The following is a 19314-nucleotide window of genomic DNA, read 5'->3' on the forward strand; positions in this document are numbered from 1 at the left end:
CAAATGATCGATCTATCCACCTTGACGGCTTACATAGCGGTTGTGCTTAGCTTTGTGTTTATTCCGGGCCCAGCCACGCTTTTGACGGTGGCGCGAGCGACGAGTTCCGGAACCAGGGTTGGCATCGCGACGGGCGCGGGCGTCGCGGCCGGCGATGTGTTCCATACCGTCATGGCGATGGTCGGCATTTCGGCGATCATCGCCACGTCGGCAATGCTGTTCAGCATCGTAAAATACATCGGCGCGGCGTATCTGGTTTACCTCGGCATTCGTGCGATCATCGAGAGAACACCGACCGATCCTACTGTCGGAGCGCTTGCGATCTCCGCCAGGAAGGCGTTTCGACAGGCTGTCCTGACCGAAGTGCTCAATCCAAAGACCGCGCTTTTCTTCCTCGCCTTCCTGCCTCAGTTCGTCCGGCCTGAAAACGGGTCGGTGATGCTCCAGCTTATGGCGCTCGGCATGATCTTTGTTCTGCTCGGCCTTTTCAGCACAGTTGTCTTTGCCGTGAGTGCGGGCCGGCTCGGCACGTTCCTGCGTCGAAATCCATCGGTAGTGAAATGGCAAGGCAAGGTCGTTGGCGGCATCTACTGCGCCTTGGGCGTTCGCCTGGCCTTGCAGCAGCGCTGATGCCGGTGCCGAAAGGCGCGCCCGTCGAGGCGTATTGATCATCACTTTTTGAATTCCGCGCTGCTCATTTTCACTCGCAATTGCAATGGCTGCGCGCTACCCAATGCGCGGCGCCTTCCAGGTCATGGCATACGCAAAGGGTCCACTATGCTGCTCGTCGACACCTATCTCGAGAAATCGCCGATCCAGGGCATCGGTGTTTTCGCCAAGAACCACATTGCCAAGGGCACGCTGGTCTGGAAGCTCGACCCAAGATTCGACCGGATCATCGACGTCGAGACCTATGAGGGCGAGAGCGGGCCGGTGAAGAGCTATCTCGACCGCTATTCCTATCCCGACCGTCGCGATCCGGCCTATATCGTCTTCGAAGCCGACGACGCCCGCTACATGAACCATGACGACGAACCGAATTGCGATGTTTCTTCGCCCGAGGAGACCTATGCCTTGCGCGACATCGCGCCCGGCGAGGAACTGACCTGCAATTACAGTCATTTCTTCGAGACGGGCTTCGATTTCCTCGGTGACCGCCACCTATAGTCGGGATCACTTGGCCGGCTTGCTGCGCGCCGGGTAGCCGTTGGCGTGTGGCGGCACCGCCTTAAGATAGGCGGCTATTGCCGCGCGATCCTCCGGTGGCAGTTGGGCCATGTTGCGCTGCACGTCGACCATGGCGCCGCCGACGGAATCGAAATCTGGCGTAAAACCGGTTTCGAGATAGTTGGCGATGTCGGCTTCCGACCAATCGCCGATGCCGCCCTCGCCCGATGTGATGTTCGGCACGATGCCGCTGCCTTCGGCGGCTGCCGCCGCACCGGCCAGCCACTGGCTCTTCCTGGTGCCGCCGGTGAAGTCGCGCGGCGTGTGGCATTCGCCGCAATGGCCGGGTCCCTCAACGAGGTAGCGGCCAGCCAGTACCGGGTCAGGCGTGCCGTCGGCCAAGGCAATCACCGGCTCCTTGCTGAGGTAGAGCCGCTTCCACAGGCCTAGGCCGCGACGGATGTTGAAGGGAAAGCTCAAGGAGTTATCCCGCGCCTTTCCGGCGACCGCCGGCAGGGTCTTCAAGAACGCGTAAAGATCGGCAATGTCAGCCGGCTTCATGCGGGCGTAAGACGCATAGGGAAAGGCTGGATAAAAATGCTCGCCGGAAGGCGACACACCTTTCAGCACGGCATTGGCCAGGTCCTCGACCGTCCAGGCGCCGATGCCGTCCTTGGGATCTTGCGAGATGTTGGGCGGTACGAAGGTGCCGAACGGTGTCTTGAGTTCAAGGCCGCCGACCAGCTGCAGGCGGGCTTCGCCCGCCGAGCCCGGCTTGGCGTGACAGGAGGTGCAGCCGCCGGCATTGAAAATGCGCTTGCCCCTGGCGGCGTCGCCGGGGCCGAGCTGCGCCAAGGTGTCAGTGTCGAGTTTCACTGGCGCCGACAAGAACCAGCCGGCGCCGGCGCCGACGACGCCCAGGACAAGGGCGGCGCCGATGAGCTTTTTCAACAGGGCCATTGCCCGGGGTCAGCCCTTCTTCACCCGGTAGGTCTGGTGACAGGTGCCGCAATCGCTGCCAAGGGTTCCGATCTGCGCCTTGAGCGCGTCGACATCGGCAGGCGCCGCGGCGACAGCGGCCTTGACGTCGGTGACATATTTCTCGTTCGTCGTCTTGAAGCCCGCCATGTCTTCCCAGATTTTCGGCGAAGCGGTGGTGTCACCGCTGTCGCTGCCGGCCGGGAACAGCGTGTCGATATCGACCTTCTCGGCGTTGACCTGCAGCGCCTGCAAGGCCGTCAGCACGGCAGCGGCATCGAAGTCTGCTTCGCCTTTGGCGATTTTCGACAGGCCGCCGACGAGTTTTCCGCGCTCCTTCATCAGTCCCTGTCGGTCGAGGATCGGGTCGGCAAAGGCCGCCGAGGCGGCGAGGCTGAGCATAGAGATGGCGATGACAAGCTTTCTCATTCAATTGGCTCCAAGGATGATGGGGGGTCGCGACCTAACGTTAACGGACGGCGGGCCGGGATTATTCCCTGTCTGCCGAACGGATTCTGCCGATTTTCTGTGTGCCTCGTGTTTCGGCTGAAAAAAGAAAAGCCCCGGGGATACCGGGGCTTTTCTGAATGAATCAAGCTTTCGCTTTTTCGTACATTTCGAGCACGTGATCCCAGTTGATCAGGCTGTCGACGAAGGCCTCGAGATATTTCGGCCGCGCGTTGCGGTAGTCGATGTAATAGGAATGTTCCCAGACATCGACGCCGAGGATCGGCGAGGCGCCATGGACGAGCGGGTTCTCGCCATTCGGCGTCTTGGAGATTGCCAGCTTGCCGTCCTTGACGGAGACCCAGGCCCAGCCCGAACCGAACTGCGTGGTGCCGGCGGCGATGAAGTCGGCCTTGAACTTGTCGTAGCCGCCGAGGTCAGCGTCGACCGCCTTCTGCAGGGCGCCCGGAAGCTTGTTGCCGCCGCCGCCCTTCTTCATCCACTTCCAGAAATGGATGTGGTTGTAGTGCTGGGCGGCATTGTTGAAGAGGCCGGCATTCTTGCCGAACGACTGCTTGACCACCTCTTCGACCGACAGGTCGCCAAGACCCGCTTCAGCGGCCAACTTGTTGCCGTTGTCGACATAGGCCTTGTGGTGCTTGTCGTGGTGATATTCCAGTGTCTCTTTCGACATGTAGGGCTGCAGGGCCTCGTAGTCATAGGGCAAGGCGGGCAATTCAAAAGCCATCGGTCATACTCCTCATGGAAAAACCCGGTGCGGATACCGGATTAAGATAGGGCTGGATTGTTCTGGAACAACTCCGGAATGAAGCGCCGGTTCCTTTCTAAGCGGGTTCCGGAAAGGTGTCACACGGTTTTGCGGACAGGATGCTGCGTCAAAAAAGAACGCCCGGCCAACGAAGCGCCGGTAGCTCAGCCGGCAGGCTTCGAATGCGCCCATTCCCAATAGAGTTCGCGCGCCTTCTTGGCCACCGGCCCGGGCTGCAGATCGCGGTCCTCGATGCGGGTGATCGGCACGACCTTGGAATGGTTTCCGGTCGAAAAGATCTCGTCGGCTTCGAGGAAATCGCGCACCGACAGCATCTTCTCCGTGGTCTTGAAGCCGTAATCGCCAAGCAGCGTCATGGTGCGCGAGCGGGTGATGCCGGACAGGAATGTGCCGTTCGGCGCCGGCGTCAGCACATGGCTGTCCTTGACCAGGAAGATGTTGGAGGTTCCGGTCTCGGCGACATTGCCCAGCATGTCGAGCACCAGCGCATTGTCGAAGCCGCGCCCCTTGGCTTCGAGAATGGCGCGGCCATTGTTGGGGTAGAGGCAGCCGGCCTTGGCATTGGTCGGCATGGTCTCGATGGTCGGCCGCCGGAACGGCGACACGGTGATCGAAAAGCCGGCCGGCGAGATCATCGGCGATTCATAGAGGCAAAGGCAGAAGCGGGTCGAGGCCGGATCGGCAGGCACGCCCATATAGCCGCCATGCTCGGCCCAGTACATCGGCCTGATATAGACCGCCGTCTTGCCGTCGAACTTCTTCAACCCATCCCAGGTCAGGCCGACGATCTGGTCAACGTCCATTGACGGCGCGAGACCGAGCGCGATCGCCGAGGCGTTCACCCTGGCGGCATGCAGTTCGAGGTCGGGGGCGACGCCTTCGAACCAGCGGGCGCCGTCGAAGACGCTGGTGGCGAGCCACATGGCGTGGCTGCGCGGCCCCAGGATGGCGACATTGCCTTCGTACCAGTCGCCGTCGACGAAGGTCCATGTCGTCGAGAGCGCCGCAGTCGCCAGTGTCATTGTTTCGGTTCCGCTTCAAAGCTGCCTGTTCCCGGCATTGGAAGATGCTTTGACCGGCGCCGTCAACCGGCATGGGGCGGATTTTGTTGAGGCCAGCGAGCCCCAAGAAAGCGACCAGGACTGCAATCGATGCTTGCACCTTGCCCCGCCTGCCCTCAAAACTGTCGCCATGCATTACGCGGCTTACGTTTTCGATGCCTATGGCACGTTGTTCGACGTGCACGCTGCCGTGCGCCGTCATGACGGCGAGATCGGGCCGGACGGCCAGCTTCTTTCGGAAATCTGGCGCGCCAAGCAGCTGGAATATTCCTGGGTGCGCACGCTGATGGGCGGCTACGCCGATTTCTGGCAGCTCACCGAACAGGCTCTCGACTTTGCCCTGCGCAAGGTTCCGTCCGCCGACAAGGGGCTGAAGGCCAAGTTGCTCGAAGCCTATTGGCGGCTCGACTGCTATCCGGAGGTGCCGGCGGTGCTGAAGGCGCTCAAAGCATCCGGCGCCAAGCTCGCGATCCTGTCCAACGGTTCGCCCGAGATGCTGGAGGCGGCGGTCAAATCGGCGGCGCTCGACCAGGTGCTGGATGACATCTTTTCGGTCGATGCCGTCAAGCGCTTCAAGACCGACCCATCGACCTACGACATGGTGGCGACGGGCTGGCGCCTCTATCCGGGCGCGGTGTCGTTTCAGTCGTCCAACCGCTGGGATATTGCCGGTGCGACCAAATTCGGTTTTCGCACCGTATGGATCAACCGCGCCAACCAGCCCGAGGAATACAGGGACTTCCCGCCGGCTTTGATTTTGCCATCGCTTGAAGGCCTGCTGACCGGCGGCTGACCACTCTGTTGCCTTGGAGCAACAGTGGCAGGACGGTCACAGCTTCGCCTTTGTTTGTCCACCCTCAGGCCAGAATCGGAACCGCCTATCGCGCCAGGCATTGGGGGGGAGGCCAACACTGCGCCGCTTGAAGGCATTCACGCTTTTTTGCGATTTGAGACTTAAAAAAGGCAACCATGTTGAAGACCGAATTCGACCCCTATCGCCTGAGCCGTCGCGGCTTTCTGAACGCCGCAGCCCTCGGCGCCGCCTCGATTGCGGTCTCCGCCTGCACCACCACCAGCTCGACGCCGCCGCCGGTAGAACCGCCGCCGCCGACCTATGAAGAGCCGCCGCTCGGCGACTATGCGACGATGTACGGCCCGATTTCGGACAGCGGCTTCGACCTGCCGGCCATCCCGATCAAGAAGATGGACCCGCAATTCCTGCGTCAGATCGTTCCCGATCCGACCGGCCAGAGGCCGGGCACCGTCATCGTCGATACGACCAACCACTTCCTCTATCTGGTGCGCGAAGGCGGCCAGGCGATCCGTTACGGCGTCGGCCTTGGCCGCGCCGGCTTCGAATGGTCGGGAGACGCCGTCGTCCAGTGGAAGCAGAAGTGGCCGAAATGGACGCCGCCGGATGAGATGGTCGCCCGCCAGCCTGAACTCGAGCAATACAGCGCCAAGAACGGTGGCATGCCCGGCGGGCTGAAGAACCCGCTCGGCGCCCGCGCGCTCTATCTGTTCCATGACAATGTCGACACGCTCTACCGTCTGCACGGTTCGCCGGAATGGAACTCGATCGGCAAATCCGTCTCGTCGGGCTGCGTGCGTCTGATGAACCAGGACATCATCGATCTCTACGACCGCGTGCCGTCGAAGAGCCCGGTCATGGTGACGTCCGATATCGGCCAGCCGATGGTGGCGAGCGCAAATCGCAGAGCCATTCCGATCGATGGCGGCGTGCCGGACGGTTCGGTTCTGCTTGGCCCGGTGAACTGATCGGCAACACGATCTGTGACGGCGGAGCGAAGGGCAGTTCCCTTCCCCGCCCCGGCCGGAGCAGCGGCATTTGCCGCGTCCGGCGGCACACGCGCGGCCGCAAGCGCCGCTGGTGCAGCATGGCGCTGTGCGGCAACCGCGCCAAGCAGGCGACCCACCACCAGCGGCTCAAGGCGCGCTAGATCAAGGGTCTCAACGGTTGCGCGGGCCTGTTTCGCGTCAACGCGAAGCGGTGGAACTCCAATCAAGCCGCATGTTTGCGCTCAGCGTAGCGCCATGTTCAAGCGGCGTCAGCCCTTCGCCGTGATGCGCATCGACGGCATGCGACACCGGCTCGAAGCAGAAGAAATCGGCATCCTGCGACGGCGAATACAGGATGAAGACGTCGAGCGCCGGTGAGGCCGTGAGCGAGATAGTGATCCCGTCCTCGGGCTGTGTGATCCTGGCGCGGCGGTCCCAGCCGTCGAAGGCGTTGTTCACCCAGTTGCGCGGCAGCAGGGAGGCGCTTGAGAAATTCCATGCGGGATAATCGGCCACAGGCGCCACGCCGACCGGCAAATGACGCTTGTCCTCCAGCCACACCCGCGCCGCCTTCGCTTCGAGCGTTGTTCCGGCACTGCGTGGGAACCACGGATGAAAGCCGAGGCCGTAAGGCAGGCGAATGCCGGTGCGATTCTCCACGGTGAGTGTGGCATCCAGCGCCCCGTCGTGCAGCGCATAGGCGACCCATGCCGTGTATCGGTAGGGGCCGATCCCGCCGGCGTCGAGGATCAATTCCGCTTCGGTGGCGCTGTGGCCGGCAATCCGCCATTCCCTCTGGAAGCCGTCGCCATGGATTGGAAAGACCTCCCCCGGCACATTCGGCTCGACGGCGTGGAAGCGGCCGTCGAACGCGAAGCCACCGCCTGAAATGCGGTTCGACCAGGGAACCAAAACCTGGCAGCCCGACGTGCCGGTGCCATCGCCGGGCCGCAGCAGCGGCACCGTTGCGCCATCCACCAGTGCGTCGAAGCGCGCGATCGACGCACCCTTCTGCGGCGCCAGGACGACACGGGCGCGGCCATCGCGCAGCTCCAGGAGGCCGGCCATCCCTCACCAGCCGCCGTCGATGGCGATGTTCTGCCCGCTGATCATGTCCGAGGCGGGCGACGCGAGGAACAGTACGAGATCGGCAACGTGATGCGGCTCGATGCGCGTCTTGAGACCCTGGTTCTCCAGGATCCAGTCGTTGTATTGCGCCAGCCGGTCGCCGAACACCCGCGCCTCGGCCTCCGAAACCACCGCGCCGGGCGATACTGCGTTGACCCGGACGCCGTGCGGCCCAAACTCCCGCGCCAGTGATTTGGTGAGGCCCAGCATCGCGCCCTTCGACGCGACATAGGGCACGTAGCCGTCCCAGCGGCCATTGAGCGTGATCGAGCAGAAGTTGACGATCTTGCCATAGGCCTTCGCCTTCATCGCCGGCGCGCAGGCCCGCGCCAAGGCGAAGGCAGCCGAAGAGTTGACCCGGATCTGATCCTCATACTCGGTCAGCGAGAATTCCTCGAATGGCCGGTTGATGATCAGGGCAGCGTTGTTGATCAAGACGTCGATGCCGCCTTCCCTCAGCGCCAAAGCCGCCACCGTGGCTTCCGCCTCCGCAAGCCGGTTGAGGTCGCAGCCGACAAAAGCCACGTCGCCGCCTGCCTTCACGGCGAGCGCCGAGGCAATTCCTGGCCCGTCCTCGCTGTCGGGGCGGTCGAGCACCAGCACGCGCGCGCCGGCCCGCGCCAGCGTCACCGCCTGGGCCCGGCCGAGCGAGCCAAGGCCGCCGGTCAAGAGCACGACACGATCGGCAAGGACCTTCATTGCCGCCGCCTCTTACAGAACGCTGTGGACTTCATCGATCGAAGTCTCTGTGACCCGCTTGTCCAGCACGATTTCGCCGCGCGCCATCGCCACGACGCGGTCGCAACATTCGAAGACATGGTGCATGTTGTGGCTGATGAAGACGCCGGTGATGCCTTGCTCTTTCAGGCCGCGCACGAAGCCGATCACCTTCTTCGTCTCCTTGACGGAGAGATGATTGGTCGGCTCGTCGAGGATCATCACCTTCGACTTGAAATGCATGGCTCGGGCGATGGCGACGCCCTGCCGCTGGCCGCCGGAAAGCTCGCCAACAAGGGCATCCGGCGAGCGCAGGTGCAGGTCGACATTGGCAATTGCGCGGATGCTTTCGCTGGCCATCTTCTTCTGGTCGAGCAAGCCGACGCCAAAGACCGAAAAACGGGTCGGCTCGCGGCCGATGAACAGGTTCCTGGCGATCGACATGGTCGGCACCATGGAATTGTACTGGTAGATCGTCTCGATGCCGAGATCCATCGCGTCGCGCGGCTTGGCGATGCGGACCGTCCTGCCCTCGACCTCGATCTCGCCCTGGTCCGCCGTGTGGACGCCGGAGAGGATGTTGATGAGGGTTGATTTGCCGGCGCCATTGTCGCCGACCAGCCCAAGCGCCTCGCCGCGGGTGAAGTCGAGCGTTACCCCCTTCAGCGCATGGACGCCGGAATACCATTTGTGAAGGTTGTGCACGGAGATGATCGCGTCGGCCACCGCTTTAGTCCTCCATCTTGATGGCCTTGGCGCGCTTGCGCATCCAGGCATTGGCGACGACGGCGAATATGGTCAGGAAGCCGATGGCGAACTTGAACCAATTGGCGTCGACATGGCTGAGCACGAGGCCGTTGTCGATGATGCGGATAAGCGTCGTGCCGATGATGCCGCCCATGACGGTGCCGATACCGCCGGCGAGCGAAGCGCCGCCGATGACGGCGGAGGCCACCGCCTGCAGTTCCATGCCCTCGCCGATCGACGGCAAGGGCGAGCCCAGCCGCAGCACCTGCAGCATGCCGGCGAAGCCGGAGAGCATCGAACAGAGCATGAAGCAGATGATCTTGACCCTGGCGGTCGGGATGCCCATCGCGGCGGCGGCCGGCGGGAAGCCGCCGGTAGCCTTGATCCAGTTGCCGAAATTGGTGCGCGAAAGCATCAGCGAGGTCAGCACCGCGATGCCGGCAAACCATAGGAAGGACATGCGGAACATGTTGCCGGGGCCAACGAAAGAGGTGAACAGCCAGTTCGGCAGGTCGGCCGGGAGCAGCGGCGGGAAGCCGCCCGAGACGACGACGGTGAGCGAGCGCGCCATGAACAGCATGCCGAGCGTGGTGATGAAGCTCGGTATGGCGAAGCGAATGGTGATGTAGCCGTTGATGAAGCCGATGGCCGCCGAGACCAGCAGTCCGGCGAGCAGCGCCAGCGGGAACGGGGCGCCATGCACCATCAGCACCGCCATCGTCATCGGCATCAGCGCGAAGACCGAGCCGACGGAGAGGTCAAACTCGCCGCTGATCATCAGGATGGTGACGCCGATGGCAACAAGGCCGGCCTCCGGCAGGATGCCGAGAATGCCGCGCAGATTGTCCTGGTTGAGGAACACGCCATGCGAGCGGATCTGGAACACGACGATCAGCAGCAAGAGCAGGATCAGACCGGCCAGCTCCGGCTTTTCGAGATAGGTCTTGAACAGACGCTTCACGTCAGGCTCCAGCAATTCGAACTGTTGTTGATGCATCGGCGGCGCGCGGCGCCGCCGATGCAAAGCCGCTCATTGGCGCTTCGCTGTCAGCGCATGCCCTGGGCGGAGAGCGCCATGATCGCGTCAGCCTCGTTCGGCCGCACGATGCCCTGGCCGGTGTCGATGTCGGAAGGCGCCAGGCCGATCTTCTTGTTAAGATAGGCCTCCATCACCGGCATGAAGCCCTGCATGTAGGGCTGCTGGTCGACCAGCGCCTGCACGTAACCCTTCTGCATCTGTTGCAGCACCTCGGGCACTAGGTCGAAGCCACCGAGCAGGACCTTGCCTGGCGCTACGCCGCGATCCTGCAGCACGCGGGCGACGCCGGCACACCAGAACCCGGTGTCGAAATAGGCGGTGGTGTCAGGATGGGCATTGAGATAGGCACCGACGCGGTCGGAGGTAATGGCAAGGTCAGTGCCGCTGTCGATGCGTTCCCACGACACGTCACGGTCGGTATGCGCGGCCTTGTATTCCTCAAGGAACTGCATCACGCCGGCACCACGGCTTTCGGACCAGTTCTGGCCGGGCGCCGAGATGCCGACCAGCACCTTGATCGGGCCGTCCTTCGGGAAACTTTCGGAAATGGCCTTGGCGAGCGAATAGCCCGCCGGCTTGAAGCCCTGTCCGACGAAAGCCTGGCGCGCATTGCCCTTGGCGCCTTCGGTATCATCGACATTGACGGCGATCACCAGCACTCCGGCATCGCGCGCCTCCTTGATGACGTCATCGAAGGCATGGTCGTCGACGATCGAGGTCAGCAGCGCGTCGGGCTTGGCGGCAAGGGCAGCGCGCATGTTGGCGACCTGCTGTTCGATCGAACCTTCGGTCTGGGTGAAGACCATGTTGCAATTAGCCTCGACCTTGGCGCAGCCGTCGTCGAAGCCCTTCTTCACCGCCTGCCAGAAGGTGTTCGAGGCCGACGAATGGTGCGTGAAGACAATGTTCAGCCCGTCGGCACGCGCGGCAGTCTGGGCGCCGAAAAGAGCGACGCCAAGCAGAAGTGTTGCAGTCAGTTTTTTCATTTCAATTCCTCCCTTTGGATTTTCTAGATGTCGGTCTTGTCGGAGACGCGGCGCTGGACGGTGTAGGCCTTGCCAAGGTCGGGGTTGAGCGCCAGCCCCAGCCCCGGTCCCGGCGGCACGGTGATCATGCCGTTCTTCACTTCCGGCAGCGCCGTCACCAGGTCTCGGTACCAGGTGCGGTAGAAGGCACGCACGCTCTCCTGGACCAGTGCGTTGGGTGCATTGAGCGACAGATGCGTCGAGGCGGCGAGCACGACCGGACCGGTGCAGTCATGCGGTGCGACCGGCAGCCGCCAGGCCTCCGCCATCGCGGCGATCTTGCGCGCCTCCGACAAGCCGCCGCACCACGAGATGTCGAGCATGACGATGCCGGCAGCCCCGGTTTCGAGCAGGTCGCGAAACGCCCAGCGGCTGCCCAGTGTCTCGGAGGCCGAGATCGGCGCCGGGCTGACCGCCTCGTAGCGTTTCAAATCGCCGAGGCTGTCCATGCGGATTGGGTCCTCGTGCCAGTAGGTGGCGTAAGGTTTCAGCGCGCCGGCGATCTTCATGGCCGGCAGCAGCTGCCACATCGAATGAAACTCGACCATGATGTCGATCTTGTCGCCGACGGCGCGGCGGATCTTCTCGAACGGCTGCAGCGCGGATTTCAGGTCGGCCGCCGAAATGTCGTTGCCACGCGTCTTTTCGGCGGCGTGATCGAACGGCCAGATCTTCATGGCAGTGATGCCGTCCTCGAGCAGTTCCTGGGCCAGCTCGCCGGCACGGTTGAGGAAGCCGTTGAGATCGTCATAGTCGCGCCCGGCGCCGATGCCGTAATTGGCCGTCGTCTGGCCCTTGGCGTCCTTGATGTATTCGGTGCCGGCGCAGGTGTTGTAGGTGCGGATGGAGCGGCGGCTGAAGCCGCCGAGAAGCTGCGCGATCGGCTGGCCGGTGACCTTGCCGAAAATGTCCCACAGCGCGATGTCGAAGGCCGAATTGCCGCGCACCTCGGCGCCGCTGGAGCGGAAGCCGAGATAGCCGACAAGGTCGGCGGACAAAAGGTCGATCTGGAGCGGATCGCGGCCGATCACGCGGGGCGCGACATATTCGTGCAGATAGGCCTCGACGGTGCGCGACAGGAAGAAGGTCTCGCCAAGCCCGGTGATGCCCTCGTCGGTATGGACCTCGACCCAGAGAAGATTGGGCCGTTCCTCGATGCGGATGGTCTCGATCGCGGTGATCTTCATGTCAGGCGATTCCCGCATCGAGGAGAGCCTTGACGCTCTTGTCGAAATGTTGCGCCATGTGCTCGACGGCGAGCCGCGGATCGCCCTTGAGAATCGCCTCGGCTATGTCCTCGTGCCCCTTGATCATTTTGAGTTGGTCTTCGCTGGAAGAGCGTGTTCGCCAGCCGATCACCCAGGTGCGGCGTGTCACCCCGCTGAAGGCGGTGACGATCAGCGAGAAGACCGGGTTGTGCGAGGCTGCGGCGATCGCCTCGTGAAAGGCGATGTCATGCTCCATGACGATCTCGGGGTTCTGGAAATTCTCACGCATCAGCCTGGCGGATTGCGCGATTGCCGCGGCTTCCGCCTCGGTGCGGCGGAGCGCCGCGAGCGCCACGGTGCGCATCTCGATCGTACGCCTGACATCATAGACCTGATGAACGCTGATCTGCTGCGTGGTGATGCCGTGCTCGATCACCATCGACATGGCGCCGGTGTCGAGCTTGGCGACGGTGGCGCGGCGCCCGGCGCTCATGTCGATCAGGCGCATTGCCGAAAGCGATCGGAACGCTTCGCGCACGACGGTTCGCGAGACATTGAGCTGGCGCGTCATGGCCGCTTCGCTTGGCAGCGGATCGCCGGCAGCAAGGCCCTCGGAGCGGATGTGCTGGGTGATCGCCTGGATCGCCGTGCTCACAAGGCCGGGATTCGGCTCAGCCGCTGTCTCCGTCGGATCCTGCATCTCACTCCCTCAAAACCTGTATGACAGGTTGCTATCTAATTGTTGTTAATTTATCCAAGAGATATGTGTCAAGAGTGTTTCTAACCTGGGGAACCGCATGAACGAGACGAACGCCAGCCTGGCTTTCGATGCGCGCGACGTGGTGGGCGAGAGCCTGATCTGGGACGATCGCCGCAACCGGCTGGTCTGGATCGACATTATCGGCCACAGGATTCACAGGCTGGATCCGCTGACCTCAGATCACGAGTCCTGGGAGACACCCGATCTGGTCACCTCGATCGGCCTGCGCGCCGATGGCGGCGCCATTGTCGGCCTCAGGAACGAGATTGCCTTGTGGAACTTCGGCGGGGCGTTCCGAACGATCGCGACGATCGAGCCGGACAGGCCTGACATACGGCTGAATGAAGGCGTCGTCGCACCCGATGGGTCGTTCTGGGTCGGCACGATGGCCAACAACATCGGAGCGGATGACGCACCCGTCGCCATCACGCAGGAAGCCGGGCAGCTGTTTCGGGTTGCCCCCGACGGCGGCGTGACGCGCCTGTCCGACGACCGCTTTGGCATCACCAACACCATGGTGTGGACGCAGGACGGCCGCTTCGTGACTGCGGACACGATGAAAAATGCAATCTACAGCTATGCTTGGGACGGCGGTGCTTCACGGCTCGCCGATCGGCGGCTGCTTTTCGGCGACTTCCAGCGAGGCCTGCCCGACGGCTCGTGCATGGATGCCGAAGGCTACATCTGGAACTGCCGGGTCGTGGGCGGCAGTTGCCTTGCCCGCATCGCGCCGGACGGCCGGTTGGATCGGACCGTCGAACTGCCCTGCTCGTGGCCGACGAGCTGCGCCTTTGGCGGCGCCGATCTCGATACTCTGTTCGTTACCTCGGCGCGCTTCACGATGACCGCCGAGCACCTTGACTCGCACCCGCACGAGGGCGGCCTCTTTGCGCTCCGGCCGGGGGAACGAGGCCAATCGAGCAACCGCTTCGGCTAGGCGATGCGGCATGGCGGCAGGCAGCAGGCGTTGGCCTCCGCTGCCTCATGTCAGCCTGACGGGCTAGTGCTTCTTACCGTCCCCTGGACAGGCTGCCCAGAATCCCCCGCACGATCGCGCGGCCGACCGACGAGCCGACCGAACGCACCACCGACTTGATCGCGGCCTCGGTCACGGTCTGGCGGTTGGACGGACGCGGCGACGGCGCGCGGCGACCGCCTGATTGCGGCGGCGGACCGTCATTGCCGAAGCCCGGAATGGTCCAGCGCGAGCGGCCGGCGTCCGGCTGCTGCGCCTCCGCGTCCTGCACCTCTTTGGCCTTTTTCTGCAGCATTTCGAAAGCCGATTCGCGGTCGATGGTCTGGTCGTACTGGCCAGCGACCGGGCTCTGGTCGATCAGCTTGCGGCGCTCGTCCGCCGTGATCGGGCCAAGTCTGGACGACGGCGGCCGGATCAGCGTCCGCTGCACCATGGACGGGATGCCCTTGGCTTCCAGTGTCGAGACCAGTGCCTCGCCGGTGGCGAGCTGGGTGATCGCGGTCATGCAGTCGAAATCGGGATTGGGCCGGAACGTTTCGGCCGCCGTCCTCACCGCCTGCTGCTCACGCGGCGTGTAGGCGCGCAGCGCGTGCTGGACGCGATTGCTGAGCTGGGCGAGAACCTTCTCAGGGATATCCAAAGGGTTCTGCGTGACGAAGTAGACGCCGACGCCCTTGGAGCGGATCAAGCGAACCACCTGCTCGACGCGGTCGATCAGCACCTTCGGCGCTTCGTCGAAAAGCAGATGCGCCTCGTCGAAGAAGAACACCAGCTTCGGCCTGTCGGGATCGCCGACCTCGGGCAGTTCCTCAAACAGCTCCGACATCAGCCAGAGCAGGAAGGTGGCGTAGAGCCTGGGGTTCATCATCAGTTTGTCGGCAGCGAGCACGCTGATGGCGCCGCGGCCGTCACGGGTGGTGCGCATGATATCGGCGATGCGCAGTGCCGGCTCGCCGAAGAAATGCGCCGCGCCCTGCTGTTCCAGCACCAGCAGCGTACGCTGAATGGCGCCGACGGAAGGCTTGGTGACGTTGCCATAGCGCGAGCTGATTTCCTCGGCGCGCTCGGCGATGTTGGCCAGCAGCGCCTGCAGATCCTTCATGTCGAGCAGCAGCAGGCCGTCCTCATCGGCGATGCGGAAGGCGATGTTCATGATGCCCTCCTGCGCTTCGGAAAGGTTCATCAGCCGCGACAGGAGCAGCGGCCCCATTTCCGAGACGGTGGCGCGGATCGGGTGGCCCTGCTCGCCGAACAGGTCCCAGAAGATGACCGGGAATTCCTGGAAGTCATAAGGGTCGAGCTTGACCTGTTCGGCCCGCTTGACCAGGAAATCCTGCGCCTTGCCCATCATGGCGATCCCGGACAGGTCGCCCTTGATGTCGGCGCAGAACACCGGCACGCCGGCATTGGAGAAACCCTCGGCCAGGATCTGCAGGCTGACCGTCTTGCCGGTGCCGGTGGCGCCGGTGATCAGGCCGTGGCGATTGCCATATTGCAGCAGCAGCTGTTCGGCACGCTGATAGCTGTCGTCGGGCTTGCGGCTGGCGCCGAGGAAAATGCTGGTGTCGTCAGCCATATGCCCATGTCTCCGCAAGCTGATGTGTTAAAGCCAATGGCCTTGCCGCACGTATAGTGAGGCCGTTGCACAGCGACAATGCCATTCGTCCAGATTGGCCATTCATCCAGATTGGGCCAATCGTCTGAATTGAACCAATGCTCCAAATCGGGTTTTGGAGCTTGCGGATTTTGCCGCTGTTTGGCAATCGTTCATGGTTCGTCCACGCGGGCTGGCCTATATCAGAGAGATCGAGTTCGGACCCTGGAGGCGCATTGCATTGCGATATCGGACAGGGGACCGTAGACTGAACCGCTCCAGGCTGGTGCGGCCGCATAAGAACGAGGAAAATGGATGGGCGCCGGAGCCTTGAAGGAAGTCGAACCCACAAACGTCGAGCGCCAGCGCTGGCTGGCCTTGGCGGAAAAGGCGCTCGCCGGCGCGTCCTTCGAGGAAAAACTGGTCTCGCACACCGACGATCAGATTCGCATAGAGCCGCTCTACGATCGCGCCGCCGGGGCCGAACCGCTGGTCCGTGCCAATCCCAAATTGCCCTGGATCGTCAGCCAGCGCATCGACGATCCCGATATCGGCCGTGCCAAGGCTCAGGCTCTGGACGACGTCGCGCAGGGCGCAACCGGCCTGTCGCTGGTCTTCGAAGGCGCCCCGAATGCGTTCGGCTATGGCCTGCCGAGGACGGCGCAGGCGCTGGAGACGGTGCTGGACGGCGTGCCGCTCAACCGCACGCAGATCCGCATCGACGCCCATCCATGGAGCCGCGCCGTCGCCGACTGGCTGGTGGCATTCCTGAGCAAGCGCCGGTCCGACCCGGCCAAGCTCAACCTCTCCTTCGGCATCGACCCGGCGGCGATCTTTGCCGGAACCGGCCGACTGCGCATGTCGATCGAGGCCCTGCAGGCATCGATGCCGCAATCGTTGGCGCATTTCTTTTCGCTGGGCGTGCCAGGCGTGCTGCTCGAAGCCGACGGGCGGGTGTTCCACAATGCCGGCGCCACCGAGGCGCAGGAACTCGGCACCATGCTTGCCTCGGCGGTGTCCTATCTCCGGATGTTCGAGGATGCGCGCCAACCGCTTGTCTATGCCGCCCCGCATATCGGCTTCGCGCTGAGCGTCGACCAGGCTCAGTTCCTGTCCATGGCAAAGGTACGGGCGCTGCGCAGGCTCTGGGCGCGGATCCAGGAAACCTGTTCCATCCCCGCGTCGACGGCCAACATCCATGCCGAGACATCGTTCCGCATGATGACGGCGGCTGACCCCGAAACCAATATATTGCGCACCACCATCGCCAGCTTTGCCGCGGCCGCCGGCGGCGCGGATTCGATCTCCATTCTGCCACACACCATCGCGCATGGGCTGCCGGCCGGCTTTGCCCGCCGCGTCGCCCGCAACGCGCAGCTGGTCATGGCCAATGAAAGCCATATCGACCATGTCGCCGACCCTGCCTTCGGGTCGGGCGCGGTCGAGGCGCTGACCTCAGGCCTCTGCGAAGCGGCGTGGGAGGAGTTCCAGAGGATCGAAGCGGAAGGCGGCGTTCTGGCAAGCCTGCAGCAAGGCCATATCCAGTCGCGCGTCAAGGCAGCATCCCAGCGCCGTGCCGAGGCCTATCGGAGCGGCGAACGGGCAATCATCGGCACCACGCTTTACCCGCTGAAAGGCGAAGCTCCGGTCGAGACGCTGGCGGCCGAGCGGCGGCCTCCTTTCACCGAGGGCGTGGCGGTTTGCGAGGCCCTGTTTCCGGCCCGCATCGACCAGTCAATCGGAGCCGCACCGTGATCCCGGATTTCTCAGAGATCGGCTGGTCGGCGCCACGGCGCGCGCCCGTCGAGGTCAAGGGCCAGCGGCTGACGCCGGAAGGCATTTCAGTCAAACATCTCTATCATCAAGGCGACCTTAAGGGCCTCACCCATCTCGAGACCTATCCGGGAATGCCGCCCTTTGTGCGCGGCCCCTACCCGACCATGTATGTCCAGCAACCGTGGACGATCCGGCAATATGCTGGCTTCTCGACGGCGGAAGAATCCAACGCCTTCTACCGGCGCAATCTCGCTGCCGGCCAGAAAGGCCTGTCGGTCGCCTTCGACCTGCCCACCCATCGCGGCTATGACAGCGACCATCCGCGCGTATCAGGCGATGTCGGCATGGCAGGTGTGGCCATCGATTCCATCCTCGACATGCGGCAATTGTTCGACGGCATCCCGCTCGGCGAGATGACGGTGTCGATGACCATGAATGGCGCCGTGCTGCCGATCATGGCGCTTTATATCGTGGCGGCCGAAGAACAGGGTGTTGCGCAGAAGGATCTCGCGGGCACCATTCAGAACGACATTCTGAAGGAGTTCATGGTCCGCAACACCTACATCTATCCGCCGAAACCGTCGATGCGGATCGTGTCGGACATCTTCTCCTACACCTCCCAGCACATGCCGAAGTTCAACTCGATCTCGATCTCCGGCTATCACATGCAGGAGGCCGGTGCGACGGCGGACCTGGAGCTTGCCTACACCATTGCCGACGGCATCGAATATGCCCGCGCCGGCGTTGCCGCCGGGCTCGACATCGACCGTTTCGCGCCGCGGCTGTCTTTCTTCTGGGCGATCGGCATGAACTTCTTCATGGAGGTCGCCAAGCTCCGCGCTGCGCGGCTTTTGTGGGCGAGCCTGATGCAGAAGAATTTCGCGCCGAAGGACGAGCGCTCGCTGTCGCTGCGCACCCATTCGCAGACCTCCGGCTGGTCGCTGACGGCACAAGACCCCTACAACAACATCACCCGCACCATGATCGAGGCGATGGCGGCCACGCAGGGCCATACGCAGTCGCTGCACACCAATTCCTTCGACGAGGCGATGGCGCTGCCGACCGACCATTCGGCCCGCATCGCCCGCAACACGCAACTCATTCTGCAGAAGGAATCCGGCACCACGCGCATCATCGATCCATGGGGCGGCTCGGCCTATGTCGAACGGCTGACGCATGATCTGGCGGCGCGCGCGCTCGCCCATATCGAAGAGGTCGAAGCCCTCGGCGGCATGGCGGCGGCGACCGAACAGGGCATCCCGAAGCTGCGCATCGAAGAGGCCGCGGCGCGCACGCAGGCGCGCATCGATTCCGGCGAGCAGATGCTGGTCGGCGTCAACGCGCATCGCCCCGAAAACGACATCGAAGTCGACGTCTTGAAGATCGACAATGCCGAGGTCAGGGCCCGGCAATTATCCAAGCTGCAGAACCTGAAAGGCACGCGCAATGTCGGCGCGGTCGAGAGCGCGCTCGATGCGCTGACCCGTGCTGCGCAAGGTAACGAAAACCTGCTGGAATTTGCCATCCGCGCCGCGCGCGCCAACGCGACCGTTGGCGAGATCTCGCTGGCGCTGGAAAAGGTCTTTGGCCGTCACGTCGCCTCGGTGCAGACGATCTCCGGCGTCTATCGCAACGCGCTTGGGGACAATCTGACGGTCGACCGGCTGCTGGAGAAGCTCGAAGCTTTTGAGAAGAAGTCCGGCGGCAAGCCGCGCATCCTGGTCGCCAAGATGGGACAGGACGGCCATGACCGTGGCCAGAAGGTCATCGCCACGGCCTTCGCCGATCTCGGCTTCGACGTCACCGTCGGCGCAATGTTCCAGACGCCGGATGAGATCGCCAAACTGGCGGTCGCGCAGGACGTCCATATCGTCGGCGCCTCGTCGCTGGCCGCAGGACACCTGACGCTGATACCCGAACTGCGCGATACGCTGAAGAAACTCGGCCATGCCGACATACTGATCGTCGCCGGCGGCGTCATCCCGCCGCAGGATTACGACGCGGTGCTGGAAGCCGGGGCGGCGGAAATCTTCCCGCCGGGTACGGTTATTCCAGAAGCGGCGGATCGGCTGCTGGATCGGCTGCTGGCGGGCTGATCGAA

Annotated in this window: 19 protein-coding genes and 1 pseudogene; 8 read left to right on the forward strand and 12 right to left on the reverse strand. The window is 63.4% G+C overall.

Annotation, left to right across the window (positions count from 1 at the left end; all coding sequences use genetic code 11):
• Nucleotides 1-3 precede the first annotated feature (3 nt).
• Nucleotides 4-630: a LysE family translocator gene (locus AC1D1B_RS09510; RefSeq protein ID WP_477331453.1), complete on the forward strand. Its 627-nt coding sequence runs from the start codon at nt 4-6 to the stop codon at nt 628-630.
• Nucleotides 631-777: 147 nt separating this feature from the next.
• A complete protein-coding gene (locus AC1D1B_RS09515; protein WP_477331455.1) occupies nt 778-1167 on the forward strand; it encodes an SET domain-containing protein in 390 nt (129 codons plus the stop codon).
• Between the two features lie 6 nt (nt 1168-1173).
• Here AC1D1B_RS09515 and AC1D1B_RS09520 read toward each other — a convergent pair whose 3' ends face one another.
• From AC1D1B_RS09520 to AC1D1B_RS09535, 4 genes are all read right to left on the reverse strand, one after another.
• The gene (locus tag AC1D1B_RS09520; protein WP_477331457.1) at nt 1174-2127 is read right to left on the reverse strand and encodes a cytochrome c; all 954 of its coding nucleotides are present in this window, start codon (nt 2125-2127) and stop codon (nt 1174-1176) included.
• A 9-nt stretch (nt 2128-2136) separates the two neighbouring features.
• The gene (locus AC1D1B_RS09525; protein WP_477331459.1) at nt 2137-2574 is read right to left on the reverse strand and encodes a c-type cytochrome; all 438 of its coding nucleotides are present in this window, start codon (nt 2572-2574) and stop codon (nt 2137-2139) included.
• 163 nt (nt 2575-2737) lie between these two features.
• Nucleotides 2738-3340: a superoxide dismutase gene (locus AC1D1B_RS09530; RefSeq protein WP_142866647.1), complete on the reverse strand. Its 603-nt coding sequence runs from the start codon at nt 3338-3340 to the stop codon at nt 2738-2740.
• Between the two features lie 185 nt (nt 3341-3525).
• Nucleotides 3526-4404, reverse strand: a complete 879-nt coding sequence (locus AC1D1B_RS09535) for a branched-chain amino acid aminotransferase (RefSeq protein WP_477331461.1) — start codon at nt 4402-4404, stop codon at nt 3526-3528.
• A 169-nt stretch (nt 4405-4573) separates the two neighbouring features.
• Here AC1D1B_RS09535 and AC1D1B_RS09540 point away from each other — a divergent pair, with 169 nt between their 5' ends.
• The 3 genes and pseudogenes from AC1D1B_RS09540 to AC1D1B_RS09550 form a co-directional block, all read left to right on the forward strand.
• Nucleotides 4574-5236: a haloacid dehalogenase type II gene (locus tag AC1D1B_RS09540; RefSeq protein WP_142866649.1), complete on the forward strand. Its 663-nt coding sequence runs from the start codon at nt 4574-4576 to the stop codon at nt 5234-5236.
• 176 nt (nt 5237-5412) lie between these two features.
• Nucleotides 5413-6222: a L,D-transpeptidase gene (locus AC1D1B_RS09545; RefSeq protein WP_477331463.1), complete on the forward strand. Its 810-nt coding sequence runs from the start codon at nt 5413-5415 to the stop codon at nt 6220-6222.
• An 86-nt stretch (nt 6223-6308) separates the two neighbouring features.
• Nucleotides 6309-6404: pseudogene (locus tag AC1D1B_RS09550) on the forward strand (CGNR zinc finger domain-containing protein); the annotation flags it as partial.
• A 37-nt stretch (nt 6405-6441) separates the two neighbouring features.
• Here AC1D1B_RS09550 and AC1D1B_RS09555 read toward each other — a convergent pair.
• From AC1D1B_RS09555 to AC1D1B_RS09585, 7 genes are all read right to left on the reverse strand, one after another.
• On the reverse strand, nt 6442-7311 hold the full coding sequence (locus tag AC1D1B_RS09555; protein ID WP_477331465.1) for an aldose 1-epimerase: 870 nt from the start codon (nt 7309-7311) through the stop codon (nt 6442-6444).
• 3 nt (nt 7312-7314) lie between these two features.
• The gene (locus tag AC1D1B_RS09560) at nt 7315-8070 is read right to left on the reverse strand and encodes an SDR family oxidoreductase (RefSeq protein WP_477331467.1); all 756 of its coding nucleotides are present in this window, start codon (nt 8068-8070) and stop codon (nt 7315-7317) included.
• 12 nt (nt 8071-8082) lie between these two features.
• On the reverse strand, nt 8083-8814 hold the full coding sequence (locus tag AC1D1B_RS09565; RefSeq protein WP_477331469.1) for an ATP-binding cassette domain-containing protein: 732 nt from the start codon (nt 8812-8814) through the stop codon (nt 8083-8085).
• Nucleotides 8815-8818: 4 nt separating this feature from the next.
• Nucleotides 8819-9796, reverse strand: a complete 978-nt coding sequence (locus AC1D1B_RS09570) for an ABC transporter permease (protein WP_477331471.1) — start codon at nt 9794-9796, stop codon at nt 8819-8821.
• Between the two features lie 86 nt (nt 9797-9882).
• The gene (locus AC1D1B_RS09575) at nt 9883-10860 is read right to left on the reverse strand and encodes a substrate-binding domain-containing protein (protein ID WP_477331473.1); all 978 of its coding nucleotides are present in this window, start codon (nt 10858-10860) and stop codon (nt 9883-9885) included.
• 23 nt (nt 10861-10883) lie between these two features.
• Nucleotides 10884-12086: a mandelate racemase/muconate lactonizing enzyme family protein gene (locus tag AC1D1B_RS09580; RefSeq protein WP_477331475.1), complete on the reverse strand. Its 1203-nt coding sequence runs from the start codon at nt 12084-12086 to the stop codon at nt 10884-10886.
• Nucleotide 12087: 1 nt separating this feature from the next.
• Nucleotides 12088-12807 (reverse strand): FadR/GntR family transcriptional regulator, encoded by a 720-nt coding sequence (locus tag AC1D1B_RS09585; protein ID WP_181062131.1) that lies wholly within the window; start codon nt 12805-12807, stop codon nt 12088-12090.
• A 97-nt stretch (nt 12808-12904) separates the two neighbouring features.
• Between AC1D1B_RS09585 and AC1D1B_RS09590 the strand changes: the two genes are divergently transcribed.
• Complete coding sequence (locus AC1D1B_RS09590) at nt 12905-13804, forward strand: SMP-30/gluconolactonase/LRE family protein (RefSeq protein ID WP_477331477.1); 900 nt, start codon at nt 12905-12907, stop codon at nt 13802-13804.
• A 73-nt stretch (nt 13805-13877) separates the two neighbouring features.
• On the opposite strand, the gene AC1D1B_RS09595 is transcribed toward AC1D1B_RS09590, so the two are convergent.
• Nucleotides 13878-15419, reverse strand: coding sequence for a helicase HerA-like C-terminal domain-containing protein (locus tag AC1D1B_RS09595; protein ID WP_477331479.1), 1542 nt, complete (start codon nt 15417-15419; stop codon nt 13878-13880).
• Nucleotides 15420-15752: 333 nt separating this feature from the next.
• Between AC1D1B_RS09595 and AC1D1B_RS09600 the strand changes: the two genes are divergently transcribed.
• Together AC1D1B_RS09600 and scpA are read left to right on the forward strand one after the other, a co-directional pair.
• Entirely contained in the window at nt 15753-17192 is a 1440-nt protein-coding gene (locus AC1D1B_RS09600) for a methylmalonyl-CoA mutase subunit beta (RefSeq protein ID WP_477331481.1), read from the forward strand.
• A complete protein-coding gene (gene scpA / locus AC1D1B_RS09605; RefSeq protein ID WP_477331483.1) occupies nt 17189-19309 on the forward strand; it encodes a methylmalonyl-CoA mutase in 2121 nt (706 codons plus the stop codon). Before AC1D1B_RS09600 ends, scpA begins: the two co-directional genes overlap by 4 nt.
• Nucleotides 19310-19314 lie beyond the last annotated feature (5 nt).

The sequence above is a fragment of the Mesorhizobium sp. P2_C5_2 genome (assembly GCF_056404535.1).

What these genes read in the sequence shown, in the direction of transcription:
- AC1D1B_RS09555 (WP_477331465.1), bottom strand. Translation starts at nt 7,311, where the DNA reads ATGGCCGGCCTCCTGGAGCTGCGCGATGGCCGCGCCCGTGTCGTCCTG.
- AC1D1B_RS09595 (WP_477331479.1), bottom strand. Translation starts at nt 15,419, where the DNA reads ATGGCTGACGACACCAGCATTTTCCTCGGCGCCAGCCGCAAGCCCGAC.
- AC1D1B_RS09560 (WP_477331467.1), bottom strand. Translation starts at nt 8,070, where the DNA reads ATGAAGGTCCTTGCCGATCGTGTCGTGCTCTTGACCGGCGGCCTTGGC.
- AC1D1B_RS09515 (WP_477331455.1), top strand. Translation starts at nt 778, where the DNA reads ATGCTGCTCGTCGACACCTATCTCGAGAAATCGCCGATCCAGGGCATC.
- AC1D1B_RS09520 (WP_477331457.1), bottom strand. Translation starts at nt 2,127, where the DNA reads ATGGCCCTGTTGAAAAAGCTCATCGGCGCCGCCCTTGTCCTGGGCGTC.
- AC1D1B_RS09600 (WP_477331481.1), top strand. Translation starts at nt 15,753, where the DNA reads ATGGGCGCCGGAGCCTTGAAGGAAGTCGAACCCACAAACGTCGAGCGC.
- AC1D1B_RS09530 (WP_142866647.1), bottom strand. Translation starts at nt 3,340, where the DNA reads ATGGCTTTTGAATTGCCCGCCTTGCCCTATGACTACGAGGCCCTGCAG.
- AC1D1B_RS09575 (WP_477331473.1), bottom strand. Translation starts at nt 10,860, where the DNA reads ATGAAAAAACTGACTGCAACACTTCTGCTTGGCGTCGCTCTTTTCGGC.
- AC1D1B_RS09545 (WP_477331463.1), top strand. Translation starts at nt 5,413, where the DNA reads ATGTTGAAGACCGAATTCGACCCCTATCGCCTGAGCCGTCGCGGCTTT.
- AC1D1B_RS09535 (WP_477331461.1), bottom strand. Translation starts at nt 4,404, where the DNA reads ATGACACTGGCGACTGCGGCGCTCTCGACGACATGGACCTTCGTCGAC.
- AC1D1B_RS09510 (WP_477331453.1), top strand. Translation starts at nt 4, where the DNA reads ATGATCGATCTATCCACCTTGACGGCTTACATAGCGGTTGTGCTTAGC.
- AC1D1B_RS09540 (WP_142866649.1), top strand. Translation starts at nt 4,574, where the DNA reads ATGCATTACGCGGCTTACGTTTTCGATGCCTATGGCACGTTGTTCGAC.
- AC1D1B_RS09525 (WP_477331459.1), bottom strand. Translation starts at nt 2,574, where the DNA reads ATGAGAAAGCTTGTCATCGCCATCTCTATGCTCAGCCTCGCCGCCTCG.
- AC1D1B_RS09580 (WP_477331475.1), bottom strand. Translation starts at nt 12,086, where the DNA reads ATGAAGATCACCGCGATCGAGACCATCCGCATCGAGGAACGGCCCAAT.
- AC1D1B_RS09585 (WP_181062131.1), bottom strand. Translation starts at nt 12,807, where the DNA reads ATGCAGGATCCGACGGAGACAGCGGCTGAGCCGAATCCCGGCCTTGTG.
- AC1D1B_RS09590 (WP_477331477.1), top strand. Translation starts at nt 12,905, where the DNA reads ATGAACGAGACGAACGCCAGCCTGGCTTTCGATGCGCGCGACGTGGTG.